Source organism: Sphaerisporangium sp. NPDC051017 (assembly GCF_040683095.1).
Taxonomy (GTDB): Bacteria; Actinomycetota; Actinomycetes; order Streptosporangiales; family Streptosporangiaceae; genus Sphaerisporangium.
This window is the reverse complement of sequence record NZ_JBFBCI010000025.1, coordinates 1-15,953: the sequence shown is the minus strand read 5'-3', so window position 1 is coordinate 15,953 and position 15,953 is coordinate 1. Positions and strand designations below refer to the sequence as shown.

At 67.0% G+C, this 15,953-nt stretch carries 19 protein-coding genes and 1 pseudogene; 11 read left to right on the top strand and 9 right to left on the bottom strand.

The window, feature by feature from the left end; genetic code table 11:
• Window positions 1-38: 38 nt before the first annotated feature.
• The 5 genes from rpmG to rpmF are packed head-to-tail and all read left to right on the top strand — an operon-like array spanning window position 39 to window position 1,153.
• Window positions 39-203, top strand: coding sequence for a 50S ribosomal protein L33 (gene rpmG / locus AB0M95_RS20750; RefSeq protein ID WP_363766867.1), 165 nt, complete (start codon window positions 39-41; stop codon window positions 201-203).
• Complete coding sequence (locus AB0M95_RS20745) at window positions 200-445, top strand: type B 50S ribosomal protein L31 (RefSeq protein WP_363766864.1); 246 nt, start codon at window positions 200-202, stop codon at window positions 443-445. The genes rpmG and AB0M95_RS20745 overlap by 4 nt, the downstream gene beginning before the upstream one ends.
• Window positions 445-681, top strand: a complete 237-nt coding sequence (gene rpmB, locus AB0M95_RS20740; RefSeq protein ID WP_358525952.1) for a 50S ribosomal protein L28 — start codon at window positions 445-447, stop codon at window positions 679-681. The genes AB0M95_RS20745 and rpmB overlap by 1 nt, the downstream gene beginning before the upstream one ends.
• Entirely contained in the window at window positions 681-980 is a 300-nt protein-coding gene (rpsN, locus tag AB0M95_RS20735) for a 30S ribosomal protein S14 (protein ID WP_363766861.1), read from the top strand. Before rpmB ends, rpsN begins: the two co-directional genes overlap by 1 nt.
• Window positions 981-982: 2 nt before the next feature.
• Entirely contained in the window at window positions 983-1,153 is a 171-nt protein-coding gene (rpmF, locus tag AB0M95_RS20730) for a 50S ribosomal protein L32 (RefSeq protein ID WP_358525949.1), read from the top strand.
• Window positions 1,154-1,247: 94 nt separating this feature from the next.
• Here rpmF and AB0M95_RS20725 read toward each other — a convergent pair whose 3' ends face one another.
• The 6 genes from AB0M95_RS20725 to AB0M95_RS20700 all read right to left on the bottom strand — a co-directional run bounded on the left by AB0M95_RS20725 (window position 1,248) and on the right by AB0M95_RS20700 (window position 5,042).
• Entirely contained in the window at window positions 1,248-1,979 is a 732-nt protein-coding gene (locus tag AB0M95_RS20725) for a cation transporter (protein WP_363766857.1), read from the bottom strand.
• Window positions 1,976-2,314 carry a metalloregulator ArsR/SmtB family transcription factor gene (locus tag AB0M95_RS20720; protein ID WP_363766854.1) on the bottom strand — a complete coding sequence of 113 codons (339 nt, stop codon included), beginning with the start codon at window positions 2,312-2,314 and terminating at the stop codon, window positions 1,976-1,978. The genes AB0M95_RS20725 and AB0M95_RS20720 overlap by 4 nt, the downstream gene beginning before the upstream one ends.
• A gap of 315 nt (window positions 2,315-2,629) precedes the next feature.
• Complete coding sequence (locus tag AB0M95_RS20715) at window positions 2,630-3,259, bottom strand: DJ-1/PfpI family protein (protein WP_363766851.1); 630 nt, start codon at window positions 3,257-3,259, stop codon at window positions 2,630-2,632.
• Between the two features lie 12 nt (window positions 3,260-3,271).
• Window positions 3,272-3,481 (bottom strand): hypothetical protein, encoded by a 210-nt coding sequence (locus AB0M95_RS20710; RefSeq protein WP_363766848.1) that lies wholly within the window; start codon window positions 3,479-3,481, stop codon window positions 3,272-3,274.
• The gene (locus AB0M95_RS20705) at window positions 3,478-4,278 is read right to left on the bottom strand and encodes an ABC transporter ATP-binding protein (RefSeq protein WP_363767075.1); all 801 of its coding nucleotides are present in this window, start codon (window positions 4,276-4,278) and stop codon (window positions 3,478-3,480) included. Before AB0M95_RS20705 ends, AB0M95_RS20710 begins: the two co-directional genes overlap by 4 nt.
• On the bottom strand, window positions 4,278-5,042 hold the full coding sequence (locus AB0M95_RS20700; protein WP_363767072.1) for an iron ABC transporter permease: 765 nt from the start codon (window positions 5,040-5,042) through the stop codon (window positions 4,278-4,280). Before AB0M95_RS20700 ends, AB0M95_RS20705 begins: the two co-directional genes overlap by 1 nt.
• 27 nt (window positions 5,043-5,069) lie before the next feature.
• Between AB0M95_RS20700 and AB0M95_RS20695 the strand changes: the two genes are divergently transcribed.
• Window positions 5,070-5,399, top strand: coding sequence for a hypothetical protein (locus AB0M95_RS20695; protein WP_363766845.1), 330 nt, complete (start codon window positions 5,070-5,072; stop codon window positions 5,397-5,399).
• A 475-nt stretch (window positions 5,400-5,874) separates the two neighbouring features.
• Here AB0M95_RS20695 and AB0M95_RS20690 read toward each other — a convergent pair whose 3' ends face one another.
• Window positions 5,875-6,861: a GlxA family transcriptional regulator gene (locus AB0M95_RS20690; RefSeq protein WP_363766842.1), complete on the bottom strand. Its 987-nt coding sequence runs from the start codon at window positions 6,859-6,861 to the stop codon at window positions 5,875-5,877.
• Between the two features lie 1,500 nt (window positions 6,862-8,361).
• On the opposite strand from AB0M95_RS20690, the gene AB0M95_RS20685 reads away from it, so the two are divergent.
• The 5 genes from AB0M95_RS20685 (at window position 8,362) to AB0M95_RS20665 (ending at window position 14,938) form a co-directional block, all read left to right on the top strand.
• Window positions 8,362-9,738 carry a GNAT family N-acetyltransferase gene (locus AB0M95_RS20685; protein ID WP_363766839.1) on the top strand — a complete coding sequence of 459 codons (1,377 nt, stop codon included), beginning with the start codon at window positions 8,362-8,364 and terminating at the stop codon, window positions 9,736-9,738.
• Between the two features lie 60 nt (window positions 9,739-9,798).
• Window positions 9,799-11,211, top strand: coding sequence for an aspartate aminotransferase family protein (locus AB0M95_RS20680; protein ID WP_363766836.1), 1,413 nt, complete (start codon window positions 9,799-9,801; stop codon window positions 11,209-11,211).
• The gene (iaaH, locus tag AB0M95_RS20675; protein WP_363766833.1) at window positions 11,211-12,626 is read left to right on the top strand and encodes an indoleacetamide hydrolase; all 1,416 of its coding nucleotides are present in this window, start codon (window positions 11,211-11,213) and stop codon (window positions 12,624-12,626) included. Before AB0M95_RS20680 ends, iaaH begins: the two co-directional genes overlap by 1 nt.
• Window positions 12,627-12,637: 11 nt before the next feature.
• Window positions 12,638-13,972 (top strand): pyridoxal phosphate-dependent aminotransferase, encoded by a 1,335-nt coding sequence (locus AB0M95_RS20670; RefSeq protein WP_363766830.1) that lies wholly within the window; start codon window positions 12,638-12,640, stop codon window positions 13,970-13,972.
• A 117-nt stretch (window positions 13,973-14,089) separates the two neighbouring features.
• Complete coding sequence (locus AB0M95_RS20665; RefSeq protein WP_363766827.1) at window positions 14,090-14,938, top strand: tryptophan 2,3-dioxygenase family protein; 849 nt, start codon at window positions 14,090-14,092, stop codon at window positions 14,936-14,938.
• 115 nt (window positions 14,939-15,053) lie between these two features.
• On the opposite strand, the pseudogene AB0M95_RS20660 reads toward AB0M95_RS20665, so the two are convergent.
• Both AB0M95_RS20660 and AB0M95_RS20655 read right to left on the bottom strand, forming a co-directional pair.
• Window positions 15,054-15,236 (bottom strand): annotated as a pseudogene (locus AB0M95_RS20660) (IS3 family transposase); the annotation flags it as partial.
• A gap of 206 nt (window positions 15,237-15,442) precedes the next feature.
• On the bottom strand, window positions 15,443-15,953 hold a 511-nt coding region (locus tag AB0M95_RS20655; protein WP_363766824.1), incomplete at its 5' end, for a group II intron maturase-specific domain-containing protein.

Here is a 15,953-nt window from a genome sequence, read left to right as displayed (position 1 = left end):
TTATCATTACACGACCGTCGACCAGAAGGACGAGAGGGATGGCCAGAAACGAGCTACGACCGGTGATCAAGCTGCGGTCCACCGCGGGCACCGGCTACACGTACGTGACCACCAAGAACCGGCGAAACGACCCCGGCCGCCTGACACTGCGCAAGTACGACCCGATCATTCGCCGCCACATCGAGTTCCGGGAGGAACGATGAAGAAGGGCATCCATCCCGAATACCGGCCGGTCGTGTTCCGCGACCCCGGCGCGGACTTCGCCTTCCTCACCAGATCCACGATCAGCAGCAGCAAGACCATCGTGTGGAAGGACGGCAAGATCTACCCGGTGGTCGACGTCGACGTCTCCTCGGCGAGCCACCCCTTCTACACCGGCCGCAACCGGGTCCTGGACACCGCCGGCCGGGTCGAGCGGTTCAAGCAGCGATACGGGAGAAGCTGATGTCCGCCCACTGCCAGCTCACCGGCGTCAAACCGGTCTTCGGCAACAACATCTCCCACTCCCACCGCCGCACCCGGCGGCGCTGGAACCCCAACATCCAGCACCGCCGTTACTGGCTGCCGACCGAGAACCGGTTCGTACGGCTCACGCTGAGCGCCCGAGCGATCAAGACGATCGACAAGATCGGCATCGAGAGCGCCGTGGCCCTCATCCGCGCCAGGGGGGAACGCGTCTGATGGCGAAAAAGAGCAAGATCGCGGCCAACGAGCGCAGGAAGGCGGTCGTCGCCCGCCACGCCGAACGCCGCGCGGAGCTGAAGGAGCTCATCCGTACCGGCACCCCGGATCAACGGGCCCAGGCCGTACGGCTGCTGAGCCGTCAGCCGCGCGACGCCAGCGCCACCCGGGTGCGCAACCGCGACTCCGTCGACGGCCGTCCTCGTGGCCACCTGCGCGCGTTCGGCCTGTCCCGCGTCCGATTCCGTGAGATGGCGCACCGCGGCGAACTGCCCGGCGTCAGGAAGGCGAGCTGGTAACCGTGGCCGTACCCAAGCGCAAGACCTCCCGCAGCAACACCCGGCACCGCCGCGCCCAGTGGAAGGCACAGCGCCCCGACCTCGTCCCGATCACCATGAACGGGCGAGAACTGCTGGTGCCCCGCCGCCTCGTCCGCGCCTACCAACACGGTCTGATCGACCCGCCGGCGTGACACACGCCGCCACCGCTGCTCCGATCCTGACAGGCAGCGGTGGCGGCACCACCCAGGCAACCGACGCGCCGCCTTCACGCCCAGCCCCAGCCGATCAGCGGAGCTGGTCCTTTTCGGCGGGTGAGCAGCAGCCGTCCGAGCAGGCGGCGGAACCGGCGAGCGGGGTGGACGAGGCCGGCGAGGTGGTGGGCGGGGCGCAGCAGGTGTCCCCACGCCAGGCTTCGCGGCCTTCCTTGACCGCGACGGCGGCGATGACCAGGGCCGCGATCGGGTCCGCCCACGACCAGCCCAGCAGGCTGTTGAGCACGAGCCCGGCCAGCAGCACCGCCGACAGGTAGGTGCACAGCAGGGTCTGCTTTGAGTCGGCCACGGCCGAGGCCGAGCCGAGCTCGCGTCCCGCGCGGCGCTGCGCCTGCGACAGGACGGGCATGACGACCAGGGACAGGGCGGCCAGGATCAGGCCCGCCGTGGAGTGCCCGGCCTCGTCCGCGCCGAGAAGAGCACGCACAGCGTCGACGGTGACGTAGGCGGCCAGCGCGAAGAACGACACGGCGATGACGCGCAGCGCGGTCTTCTCGCGGCGCTCGTGGTCGGCGGCGGAGAACTGCCAGGCCACCGCGGCCGCGGAGGCGACCTCGACGACCGAGTCCAGCCCGAAGCCGATCAGCGCCACCGAGGATGCAACGGTGCCGGCGGTGATGGCGACGACGGCCTCAATGAGGTTGTAGGTGATGGTGGCGGCCACCAGCAGCCGAATCCGGCGCCTGAGCCTGCCACGACGCTGCGCGGAGGACCCTTGAGCGCCGACCAGGGGGATCGCGCTCATCCGCAGCAGCCTTCATGGTCCGCTTCGACGCAGGTGCGGTCGGCGGCCACCGCCAGCACCGCGCCGCGCAGGTCGTCCAGCGCGCGGCCGAGCCGCTCGTCTGCCAGCTCGTATCTGGTGCGGCGGCCGACCGGCACGGCGACCACCAGACCGCAGTCGCGCAGGCAGGCCAGATGGTTGGACAGGCGGGATCGTGAGATGCCCAGCGATTCGGCCAGCTCGGCGGGATGCGCGGGAGCCCGGCGCAGCGAGACCAGGATCCGGCAGCGAATCGGGTCGGCCAGCGCGCGGCCGAACCGCGCGAGCACCTCGATGTCCGAAGCGAGCGTCAACACACCCTCAAAGTACAGGATTTCCTGAATTCAGGGAATCCTGAACCGTTGAGATATCCCTGGCGGGATGTGCAGGAGTGTTACGGCAGACGGCGTACAAGCTGTGGCGTCGCCGTCGGCGTGCCGGTGCCTGGCACAGGATCGTGACCGGCCACGCGGTGGATCGAGGCTGAGGCTGTAGTACAAGCCACCCATGACCTGGCTGACCAACCTTCCCGGACATCACACCTAGAACTGGCGGTTCCCGGCGAGGTGCACTGAGGCGCCTCACCGGGCGACTCCGGGCGCCACAAGTGGCCCGGCCGGCGACCCCTGCAGTCAGCGAGGTGGGAACCGCTTGAACAATTTCTCAACGACCTCCGCTGGAGCAGAGTCCGGGGATCCCGCGTTATAAGGCGGCTCTGGTGCGTACTCGATGATGAGCTGAACGGTCTGCGCCACGTCGTCGCCCGCAATCAAACCAGCCAGGGACAAAGCCATGTCGATGCCCGCCGAGACACCTGCTGCGGTCGCGTAGTGACCGTCGATGACGACCCGCTCGTTCGTCGGCGTCACACCGAACTCGGCGAGTTGCTCGAGCGCAGCCCAGTGGGTCGTCGCCCGACGACCATTGAGGACTCCAGCGGCGGCTAGGATCAAGGACCCCGTGCAGACGGAAGCCGTCCACGCAGAGGTCCGATCGACCGTTCGCAACCATTCGTGCAGGCTCCCGTCAGACATCTGCTCCGCCTGACCCGGGCCTCCACCGATGATCACCACGTCCGGGTTCGGCACGTCGGCGAGACTTGCGACGACGTTGATCGACAGACTACGCAAGTCGTTGATGACAAGGCCCGGATTCTCAGCGGTGAAGACGACCTCGGTGTCCGGGAGGCGACCCAAGACCTCATAGGGTCCGATAACGTCCAGCGAAGTGAACTCGGGATAGAGAACGATCGCGACCTGCATACAGGGGCTCCTTCAGTTGCTCTGGTGCTGGAATAGTTCGAGCGGACGAAAACTTCCGGCCATGCGGCCGGCTAAGCCGGGGCCCGGAACCGGCGGCCCCGCCAGGAACTCACCCAGGTCGGGCGGCGTGCCGGCGATGGACAGGAAACGTCGGCTCGGCCGGTCGAAATCCGGCAGTGCCGCGACCAGGGCCCTGCGGGACTGACCTCGCTCATCACTCATACGCGCTCGTCATCGCCTACGGTAGTCATCGGACCGTCGGTGGCGGAGGCGACCGCGATGCGAGGCCGGCCTGTGATCGGGTGGGTGTCGAGTACCGCACGCACCCCGAACACGTCATGCACGAGGTCGGGCGTCAGTACATCGGTCGGGACCCCCACCGCCACGAGCTTGCCCTCCGCCATGACCGCGACGCGGTCGCAGTAGGAGACCGCATGGTCGAGATCGTGCAGTGCCGTGAGCGTCGTCATGCCCAAGTGCCGAAGCATGTCGAGGACCTCGAACTGTGCACGCACGTCGAGGTGGTTCGTCGGCTCGTCGAGTATCAGCAACCCGGCTTCCTGCGCGAGCGCGCGAGCGAGCAGGACACGCTGTTGTTCGCCGCCGGAGAGCGTCCTGAACGATCGCTGAGCCGCCCAGCGCATGTGCACATCGTCAAGTGCCTGTTCGACTATCTGGCGATCCCGGTCGCTGTCTCGATCGAGCATCCCCTTTCGAGGGGTTCGGCCCATGGCGACAACCTCTTTGACGGAGAACTCGGCACCGAGCACGGTGTGCTGGGTGACGATCGCGCGACGGCGTGCGGCCTCCCGCGCAGACATACTCCACACGCTCTCGCCGCCGATGAGCGCCGCCCCACCGCTGGGTCGAAGCACCCGGTACGCGCTGCGCAGGAGCGTGGATTTCCCGCTGCCGTTGGGTCCGACAAGTCCCACCATCTCACCTGGCGCGATGCGCAACGACACGTCGGAGACGATTCGGGTTGTGGCGATGTTGATGCTGACGCCTTCGAGCTGCATCACGATCCCTCCCATCGCCTGGTGCGTTGGAGCAACCACAGCAACACGGGCACGCCGATACCGGCGGTGAAGATGCCGACCGGCAACTCGTTGGGACGAGCGACCGTGCGGCTTGCGAGGTCGACGAGCACGAGGAAGGTCGCCCCTACGAGCATGGACGTTGGCAATACGCGTCGGTGTTCGGCGCCCACGACGAGGCGAGCGATGTGGGGGATCATCAGTCCGACGAATCCGAGCCCGCCGGCGACCACGACGACGGTCGCGGTCATCAGCGACGTCACCACGAGCAGCCGACGTCGCAGACGGTGCACGTCGATTCCGAGCCCGGCCGCCGCGTCATCGCCGATCATGAGCGCGTTGAGGGCGCGCCCCTGAGCGAATAGCCAGATGACGCCCAGCGCGAGTGCAATTGTCGGTATGCGAAGGTCAGACCACGCGGCCCCCGCGAGGCTGCCCATGAGCCAGAACATGATGCCAGCAAGCTGGTTCGCGTTCGTTTGCAGCTGCACAAAGCTCGTGGCTGCGACTGCGAGATAACCTACTGCGACTCCGGCAAGGATCAACCGCGTGTCAGCGAGTTGGCCGCTTCGCTGGGCGATCAGGAACACCGCAGTCATGGTGAGCACCGCCGCGGCGAAGGCGGCGCCGGTCACTCCCAGTCCGTGAAACGCCGCGGAGCCGGTCGCCAGAACGAGTACTGCGCCGAGAGACGCACCAGGAGTTATCCCCAGCATGTAGGGATCTGCGAGCGGATTGCGAACCAGCGCTCCTCTCCGACGGACGCACCATTCATGATCAGTACACGCTTGGGTGGCCCGTCGAACGTCACCTTCCGGCCGCAGTTGTCAATCGTCAACGGATACGGTGTCCTGGTCGGCGCGGCGTGCTTTTCCGTGGCTGCCGCGCTGCCTGAATCGGATCCCGACGAGTCGTCGGACCCGCAGCCCGCGATCAGCAGGCTCAACGTGGCCGTGAGCATCACGACAACACACCGCTTCGCGTTCGGTCGCACGGACCCGTGCGATATCAAGAGCATCCTTATGTCTACGCCGAAAATTCGACGTGACGTCAGGGTCATGAGTGCCTCAATTCCGATCAACCGTTGGATTCACCAAGCGTAAAAGCGTCCCACCATGACGTCTATGTCATGCAGACCAACAAATCTGCCATCTCGTAGATCGGGAAGACGCGAGCAGACGGTGCGGCTACTGCCGGTCGCGCGCCGTCCGGAAGGCCATCGTTGTCCGGATGGGAGGACGCCGTCCTGCGTGGTGAATCCGGCGGCGCTGGTGTGGCGGGACAAGGAGCCCGTACCCCCCGGCCGCCTGGCCAAAGCGATCACCCGCACCCGCATGCACGGCTGATCCCCAACGCGACCCCCGCGTCTGGCCACGCACGCTCAAGAAGGCCTGGCACCGCTACCCCGCACGCCGGCCCGGCCATCACGGCCGCCGCGTCACCCGCGACCTGGTCACCTACCGAGTCCGCCCAGCCCCAAGCGGATAACCGAATGACATCGAGTCATGACGACAACGCCGTTGGATGGCGGCTTTCCGTGTAGGGCGCTCGGCTCCGAAGTAGATCGCCGACGTCGTCCTATCGAGGGTCAGGGTTGAGCGTCGACGACTTCGCGAATGTACGGCGGTACTCCGTGGGCGAGACGCCGAGTTCACGCATGAACGCGCGACGCATCGCCTCCGGCGTCCCGTATCCGCAACGGCGCGCGATACGGATTACGCCGTCGCGGGTGTCTGTCAGCATGCGCTGCGCGGCCTCCAGACGGATGAGGTCCACGTAGCGGCCTGGGGTCATCCCGACCTGCTCGGCGAACGCGCGAGCGAATTGACGGGTGGACAAGCCGGCGCGCTGCGCGATTGCAGGAACCGACAGGTCGGAAGCCAGGTTGGCGACGGCCCAGTACTGGACCTCACGAAGCGGATCCGAGCGGGCGATCTGCGCCGAAAGCGGCACGCTGAACTGTGCCTGGTTGCCTGGCCGACGCAAGAAGACCACCAGGAGCCGAGCGATCTCGTGTGCCACCGCGCGACCGAAGTCCTCCTCGACCAAGGCCATGGCAAGGTCCACCCCGGCCGTCACTCCCGCCGACGTAGAGATGGAGCCATCCCGGACGAAGATCGGGCTCGGATCAATCTGTATCTGGGGATAGTTGCTCGCGAGGTAGTCACAGGATGCCCAGTGAGTCGTCGCTCTGCGGCCATCGAGCAGCCCGGCCTCAGCCAAGAGATACGCCCCGGTGCACACCGACACCACACGCTTCACGTTAGGGGCACGCTCGCGTAGCCATGTGACGAGTCGGTTGTCGACGTCTCCCACGCCCGGCCCACCTGGTACAAGAAGAAGGTCGGGATCCTCGACATCAGCCAAATCAAGATCAGGAGCCAGTCGCAGACCCCCGGCGGACCGTACGGTCTCGCCTCCAAGCGAAGCCGTGCGAACGACATAGGGAGGCGTGCTCGCGCTTCCGGTGAAGCGCGCTGCCGCCGAGAACACGTCCAGAGGCCCCGCCACATCGAGGGGCTGTACTCCGTCGAACAGGATGACGAGTATCGAATGGGTTCTCACCTCGGCAATACTGCACTGCGGAATCGTTCATCACACCGCCGGGGCTACTGGGTCTTCGCATGTGGCCGGGGTGGTGTTGTGGTCCGGTGCTCACGCCACGGTTCCTGGTCCGCGACGCCCAGACGATGTTTCCGGACCTCCGGCCTGCCGATGTGGCGCCGGCCGGTCGGGGCGTGCGTGCCCAAGCGGTGACGCCGGCCGGGCGCTTGCTCGATGATTTCGCGATTCGCTCGAGTGGCCCACTCGTAGAAGTGCTCAACGCGCCCTCCCCGGGTGCCACGGCTTCGCTGGCCATCGCGGAGCGCGCTGCCCTTGATCCTGGCCGTCATGCGCAGCCACACCATCGGCGCGCTACGCCTGCTCGGCTTCACCAACATCGCCGAAGGAACCCGCTGGGCACGAGACGACTTCGCACGCCCGCTCATCGTCCTTGGTCTCACGGAATGAGAATGCGGTCAGCCCTGGGCCGGCAAGACCACCTGCCGCCTTCCAGCGACCGTCCCCCATCTCCCGCTCACCTACGGGAGTGCCAACGACAAGGCTTCATCAAGGATTCACTTGCGTTTACCGTCCGGTCTTCCCAGCGCCCGACCCACTCCCTAATAAGGATGACCCTTGACGGGATTTATGGTCATGCCATAACTTGGTCGTCGGCTCGGACCTGCGGGTCTGCTTCTCATCGGGGGATAGCGCAGGTGAAACTATGAGAAGTCAAACGACTCGGCTGACGAGTGGAACCGGCGTGTTCGTCGTGGTCCAGAGCTTCAATGATCCCGGCTGCAGCACGCCGACCGAGATGGGCGGCCCGAGCTTCGGCTCGATCCTTCCCCTACAGCCAGTAGTCCCGACGTTTCGCTGCCACAGCGCGCGGTGTCCTCGGCCCGATCCCCCTGTCCGCTCCCGGACGCACGCATCGCCGGATGCCCGTTTCCGCACCCAAGGGGCGAGTGGGCACTACGGCTCAATCTCCGATAGATCGTGCCGACATAGCGATTGCCGGAGGTGGCGCGTCGGCGGTGTGCCTGTTGGAGGCGCTGACACGATCGAAGATCCCCGCTGGGCGGATCATCGTGTTCCGATCGCGCCGGACGCGATCGACTGGCCGGTGCGGTCTTCCACGCCGATCACGGCGCGCAGTACACCAGCCACGAATTCGCCGCGGTCTGAGCAGAGTCGGATGTTAACCAGTCCATGGGTGCGGTGGACACCAGCGCGGGCAACGCCGCCGCGGAGTCGTTCAATGCGGCCCTGGAACGCAAGACGCTGCAAGGCGCCCGTCACTACGACGGACCGCGCGTCTGCCGGCTGACGGTCTTCCGCCGGACCACCCGGTGCGACACCGCGAGCGGCACTCGGCAGCCGCACAGATGTCGCCGATCAACCACGAGCACGCATCAATTATCACCACATTTGTCGCATAACGAAACGAACTGGTGTCCAATTTTGCAGGGGAAGGCGCCCGGCGAAACGTTCATGCGCAATGAGTAAGGGCTAGGGTCAATGTCTTCTTCCTTGCAGACCGGTGACTCCCCGCGTGACGTGCTGCCCGGCGGCCTCGTGCTGCGTCGGGCCACCCCGAAGGATCGGGAGGCCTTGGTGTCGCTACTCACCGATGCCCACAGAGGGCCTGACGGCACTCCAGCGACCTCGGTCGGCCAGTGGCAGCAGGACCTCTTCGACCGCGAACACCCCACGGTCGGCTTCGACGACATGACGGTGGTCGAGGACCAGCACACCGGCATGCCGGTCGCCTGCCTCATGGTGATCCCGCAGACCTGGAGCTACGGGGGTGTGCCGCTCGGGGTGAGCGCCATCGAGCTTGCGGCCACCCATCCGGACTACCGGCGGCTGGGATTGATGAGTCGCCAGCTGGAGGCGCTGCTGGCAGTGAGCGCCGGCCGGGGGGACCTGGTCCAGGCCTTGGTCGACATCCTGTACTTCCGCAGCGTCGACTTCCACCCGGCGTTGGTCGCCAGGGCGGGCCGAGGGGGGAAGGCCCACACACTGCCGCCGGCGCCGGCGGAGGGTGAGCCGGTGTCGCTGCGTCCGGCCACGGTGGACGACGTTCCGGCACTCATCCATGCGGACAGTCAACTCCGCCGGCGGGTGCTGATGTCGTGCCTGCGGAATGAGGCCGAGTGGCGGCACGAGCTCACCGGCCGCAGCCCCGGCGCCATGATGCACAACGAGGTCGTGATGGTGGAGGCCGGCACGCGACCGGCGGGCTACGTGGTGCTCGGGTACGGAGGGATCCCCAGCTTTCCCATCCCAAGCTGGCTGCCCGGTCTGCCCTGCCCGGAACCAGCGATCTCGGTATCCGGGTTCGAGCTGCTGCCCGAAGTGCCCTGGTGTGAGGCAGTGCCCAGCGTGCTGCGGCAGCTGACGGCCCGCGGCACCTCCGGCACCGGCGGTGGTGGGGCGGAGGAGTACATGCTCTGGCTCGGGGCCGAGCATCCCGCCTACGACGTGCTGGGGGATGTGCTGGTACGCCGGCCTCCGTCCATGGGCTGGTTCCTGCGTGTGCCGGACGTGGCAGCTCTGCTCCGCCGGATCGCACCGGTGCTGGAACAGCGGCTGGTCAACACTCCCGCCGAGTCCTTCACGGGTGACCTCCGGCTGCATTTCTACCAGCACGGTCTGCACATGCGCTTCGAAGCAGGTCGGCTGACCGCCGTACGGCCATGGGCCGGGCACAACCGCCGAGGATCCGACGCCTCCCTGCCCGAGCAGATGTTCCTGCAGATGGTCTTCGGGCACGCACGGTGGGAACAGCTCGCTCCCGCCTTCCCCGACTGCCGTCTTCAGACCGGCACGGCCCACCTGCTTCTTCCGGTGCTCTTCCCGCCACAGAACTCCCACATCTTCCCGCTTGTCTGACGTCACCTCAACAGTCGACCGGTGTGAGCCGCACTACGCGCCCATTCCCAAGGAGTAACCATGCTCGACGTTCGCCCACCAGAGGCACACAGCATCATCGACACCTACCGTGCGCGCACCCCCCGGTCCCGGCAGTTGCTCGAGCAGGCCAAGGGTTACCTGCCCGGGGGAGACACCCGCACCATCAACCACTTCACTCCGCACCCCACGTTCATGGCCAGTGGCCGGGGTTGCATCCTGACCGACGAGGACGGCAACGAGTACCTCGACCTGGTCAACAACATGAGCGCCATCGTGCACGGCCACGCCCATCCCGCACTGGTGGACGCGGCAGCCAAGCAGTTCGCACGGGGCACCGCGCTGGGTGCGCCGGGCGAAGTGGAGGCCCAGCACGCACAGCACCTGTGCTCCCGCATCCCGGCGCTGGAGAAGGTCCGCTACTGCAATTCCGGTACCGAGGCCACCATGCTGGCCATCCGGACCGCGCGAGCCTTCACCGGGCGGGACGCGATAGTCAAGATCGTCGGCGGCTACCACGGCATGCACAACGACGTGCAGGTCAACATGTTCACTTCCATGACAGGCCCGCACCATGCCCAAGAGGGGCTGCCCGACACCTTCCCCAAAGCCACCCTCGCCCGGGGCGTCCCCCACAGCACCCTGCGTGACGTGTTTCTCCTGCCGTACAACGATCTCGAAGCCGCCGAGTACCTCTTCGAGCGGCACGGCCGTCGAATAGCGGCCATCATCGTGGAGCCGATGCTGGGTGCCGCCGGATGCATCCCGGCCACCGCAGCGTATCTGCGGGGACTGCGGCGCCTGACTGCCGAGCAGGGAGCGCTGCTGATCTTCGATGAGTGTGCCACCTTCCGGGTCGGTCCCTTGCAGCTGAGCTACGGAGTCAGCCCCGACCTCATGTCACTGAGCAAGATCATCGGCGGCGGGCTGCCACTGGGAGCGTTCGGTGGCCGGGACGACATCATGGCCCAGTTCGACCCCACCCGACCCGACCCGCTGTACCACGCCAGCGCGTTCGGCGGGAACGGTCTCAGCCTCACGGTGGGACTCGCTGCCCTGGAGACCTACGGCCCCGATGAGGTCGCCCGCCTCAACGCCACGGGCGAAGCGCTGAAGACCGAGTTGACCGACGCAGCGCGGGCCGCCGGCCTGAAACTGGACATCACCGGCATCGGCTCCCTGATCCACCTGCACTGGGGCGAGGGCCCCATCGCGAACGCCAACGACGCACGCGACCGCTGGACCTCCGTGGCCGATCTGCCGGAACTACTGCATCTCGCGCTCCTGAACCGGGGCGTCTTCGTCTCCCGCCGGGGCGTGCTCTGCCTCTCCCTCCCGATGACGCGGGAGGACCTGCGGTACTTCGTCACGGCCTGGCGCGAGGCACTCACCGAGCTCAAGCCCTACATCGCACGAGAGCTCCCGCACCTGCTCCGAGACACGGCAGCGGCCTGATGGAGCTGACCGCACTGAGCCTGACCGAGGCGGCGGATCTCATCAGGCGCCGCGAGATCTCCGCCGTCGAGTACGCGCAGGCGTTGCTGGACTCCATCGCCTCCCACGGTGATCTCGCCGCCTTCATCACCGTGTCGGCCGACGCGCTGCTGGCAGACGCGCGGCGCGCCGACGCGCTCACCCGCACCCGCCACGCATCCCTCGGACCGCTGCACGGGGTGCCCCTGGCGGTGAAGGACAACATCGACACACTCGACCTGCCCACCACCGGCGGGACACCGTCTCTTCGTGGGCATCGGCCCACGCGGGACGCCGCCGTGGTCCACGCGGTGCGCAGCACCGGGGCTCTCGTCCTCGGCAAGACGAATCTGCACGAACTGGCCTACGGAATCACCAGCGACAACGCGGCCTTCGGAGCGGTACGCAACCCCTACGACCGGGGCCGGATCGCCGGGGGCAGCAGCGGTGGCACGGCCGCCGCCGTCAGCGCACGGCTCGCGCCCGCCGGTCTCGGCACCGACACCGGGGGCTCCGTGCGCATTCCCGCCGCGCTCTGCGGAGTCGCCGGTCTCAGACCCACCATGGGCCGATACTCCCAGGAAGGGATCATCCTGGTGTCCACGACACGGGACACCGCAGGCCCCCTCGCGCGCAGTGTCGCCGAGCTCGCCGTCCTCGACGCGGCGCTCACCGGCACCGGGACACCCCTACCGGAGCCGGTCGACCTCCACGGCCTGCGCCTAGGCGTGATCCGGGATCCGTTCTGGGCCGGCCTCCCCGACGATCTCACCCGTGTCCTGGAGGCCCGCTGCGCTGAACTGGAAAGCCAGGGCGCGCACGTGGTGGACGTGGAACTGCCGGAACACGCCCATGAACTGATCGTCCAGACCGGCATTCCGATCGCCTTCCACGAAACTCCGCTCACCCTGCGGGCCTATCTCGACTCCTGGCCGACGGCGCCGAGCCTGACCGACGTCGTCGAACAGTGCGCCAGCCCGGACGTCAGAGAGATCCTCTCCGGGATCTGCGGTAAGGACGGGATTCCGGTCCATGTCTACAGGGACGCGATCACGGTGCATCGGCCCGCTCTGCAGGACGTCTTCCGTGACCTTTTCGCCGCCCACCGTCTTGCTGCCCTGATCAGCCCCACCACTCCGTTGACCGCTGTGCCCGTCGGCACGCAGGAAGCGCGTCTGGGAGAGGAGAGAATCCCGCTGTTCCCCGCCTACACCCGCACCACCGGACCTGGCAGTGCCACCGGCTGTCCGGGCCTGACCCTGCCGGCCGGCCTGGACGACTCTGGCCTCCCCATCGGACTGGCCCTGGACGGGCTGCCGGGAAGCGACCGCACGCTGCTGAGCATCGGGCAGGCATGCGAGCGCGTCTTCGGCCTGCTGCCCCGGCCCACTCAGTGAGAAGTCACATCGTGCCAATCCCCTTCCGAGAGGTCATCGCCGCGCCCGATCTGCCGACCGGATTCACCGACGTGGCGATGATGCACCGCTACCTCGACGCGGGCAGCCCGGCAGGCGACATCATCTACCTGGGATTCGGTGAAACCTGGACGAACGTGGCCCCCGGCCTCGCCGCCGCTCTCGCCACTCCGCTGCCCAGCCACAGCCACGGCTACGTCATCTCCCAGTACGGCCTGCCCCGGCTCCAACGGATCCTCCGTTCCTACATCTCGGCCACCCACCGGCTACCGTCCGGGATCGAAGCGGGACGCGACTACGAGGTCGCGGCGACAAGCGGCGGCACCCGCAACACCATGTTCGACTTCCTCCGCATGCTCCGCAACGATCCCACCGTCGGCGCCGTCGACCGACCCGACCAGACCCCCGTGCTCGTCGCTCCTCTCCCGGGCTGGGGGTATGCCGGCATCGCCGACAGCCTCGGCTACCGGACACGCTTCCTGCCACTGCGGGACGACGAGGGCTGCCAGCCTTCCCTCGAAGCCTTCGACGAACTACTCGACTCCGTCATGGCCGACCCACGACACAAGCTCGCCGTGGTGGTCATCAACGCCCAGCACAGCCCTACCGCCATCAACTGGCCCGCCGATACCGTCCGTCATCTCATCCGCCGCACACTGCACGCCGGTGCGGCCGTCCTCATCGATGACGCCTACTACGCCGTCCACGACCCCGGCCTCACTCCGACGTCCGCACTGCGCCTGCTGCTGGAGGAGCTTGAGCACGCCCCTCCGGCCGCACGCCGCCGTTGGCTGGCCGTACGTTCCCTGGGAAAGCAGTTCCACTGCAACGGCTGGGGACTCGGCGCGGCCACCGCCGACCCCGCGACTTTGGACACGCTCCTCAACACCATCCAGTTGCATCGCGGCTTCGCCGCGGCCGTCCCTCTCCAAGAAGCCATGGGCACCTGGCTGGAGAACCCCGAGGCGCAGCACTATCTCGACCACATGAACCAGCAGTACGCGGCCAAACGCGCCGCCATCGGCGAGTTCATCCGCAGGAACCTCGCCTATCCACCCGACGCCTGCCAACTCGGCGAATGCACCGCCTTCCTGCGCATGAAGATACCCTTTCCCGGCCCTCGCGACGGAGAGTCACTCGAAGCCTTCCGTGAGGAATGCCTCAACCGCACCGGAGTCCTTCTCGGCATCGACCGCTGGGCCACCGACCCGTCCGGTGCCGCAGCGCAGGAACCGGCGAACTTCCGCGTCTTCCTCGGCCCGCCCCAGGAGGTCCTCATCGAGGCACTCGCACGACTTGCCGCAGCCGGGTACTCCTACCAGCCCTGACGCCGGCGGCAACGCGCCACGTACGCAAGGTCGGTGAGGGCGGCCTGGCCGGACGACCGGGCTGCCCATCGGCCTGATCCCGCCGGCCGGCAGCCCACAACACCAGGAGACACACACATGGACGACAGCACGTCCGTACTCACCCGGCAGGGTGCGGACGATCCCCTGACCCAGCCTTCCCAAGGAAAGAGTCCCTACGACGCCTACGTGCACGCGTCCGTCCTCAGCACCCTCCAACATCCCCTCACCGAGGCTCCCGACGAGATGGGGTTCATCGTCACCACCCAGGTGATGGAGCTGTGGTTCACCCTGATCGTCCACGAGTGGCGCATGGCCGGCAAGGCCTTCGCCAACGACAACCTGGACGCCGCCATGGACGCCCTGGTGCGCAGCCGGCGCGCTCTGACCGCCCTCAACGCCGCGTGGGCCCCCCTCGCCGCTCTGACGCCCGCCCAGTTCAACGGTTTCAGGGCGGCGTTCGGCAAAGCCTCCGGTTTCCAGTCGGCGACGTACCGGCACATGGAGTTCCTTCTCGGCGACAAGTCCGCCTCGATGCTCCGACTGCACCAGGGCGACCCCGCCCTGCACGCGGCGCTCAGCGAGACGCACCGAGCACCGTCCCTCTACGACGAGGTGCTTGGATTCCTGCACCGACAGGGCTTGCCGGTCCCCGACCATGTCAGGGAGCGGGACGTGACCGCCCCCTACAGCGGCGACCCGGGCGTCGTCGAGGTGTGGCGACGGATCTACGCCACTCCCCAGCACCACCCGCTGCTCGCCCTCGGGGAACGGCTCACCGACATCGCCGAACTCGTTCTGCGCTGGCGCTTCGACCACATCATGGTCGTACGCCGTGCCATGGGCACCAAGAGCGGCAGCGTCGGCTCGACTGGCCTCGCCTGGCTCGAAAAGCGCGCGGCCCGCCCGGTCTTCCCCGAACTATGGGAGGTGCGCGGTGGCGTCTAGGGTCATCTTCGCCTCCGGCGGCCGAGGAGGAGAAGCGGGACACCATGTCCGGACTCCTCACCGTGCTCGGCATTGGCCCGCCCCGAAATTTCCGGACAGCTGTTTAACGGGTAATTCACGCTGCGAGCTGCCGGTTCTCGTACTCGGTGCGGACCTCTAGCGGGGTCCGATAGTCGAGTCCCGAGTGGCGACGTCGAGACTTACACCATAATTCGATGTACCGCATGATGTCACGACGGGCGTGTTCGCGGGTCGGATACCGCGTGCGGTGGACTCGTTCGTTCTTGAGCGCGGCGAATCCCAGTAACCATCAAGATCATGCAGCATCAAGCCGCAGAACAGTCCAAGATCGGCTATCCGCCGCAGTGGCGCCGGCCAAACTCCCGTGAGGTAGACCTGCGGGCGCGGTGCCGGTGTTGCCGCCGGTCGTTTCCCGCAAGTCCCCCCCCGCACCCGGCGTGCGACTCTCACCGCACCGGGCGCTCCACGTGTCTTGCCCGCCGGTCAACCCGTTGGTACTGCGGTTGCTGGGTTCGGGGTCCATGGGGTTGGTATCTTGTTACCGCGATAGCGGTACCGGGTCACGGCGACGCTGGATGCGCCGGTGAACACAACCCCGTTGTAGGCGAATCTCCATCCTGTGCCGCAGAAGCGGCGTCGGATTTCCTTCAGGCTGATCCGGTTCTTGCCCTTGTACTTGGCGCGTATCCAGCGCATCAGCCTCGACCAGGCGTGGCTGTCGATCGCGTCGAACACGTCCTTGGACACTCCGTGCCGGAAGTAGTTCGCCCACCCCACCAGTGACCTGTTGAGGCTGAGGATCAGCTTGTCCAGGTCCATATGGAGGGTCGACCTATACGTCTTCTCCTTCACCTTGTCCTTGATCGCTTGTACCGCTTTCTTGGACGGTTTGGTGTAGACGTAGTACTTCTGTGTTCCTCGTTTCCGCATTCTGCGTATGGTCATGCCGAGGAAATCGAAGCCCTCGTCTATGTGAACCACGCGGGTCTTTTCC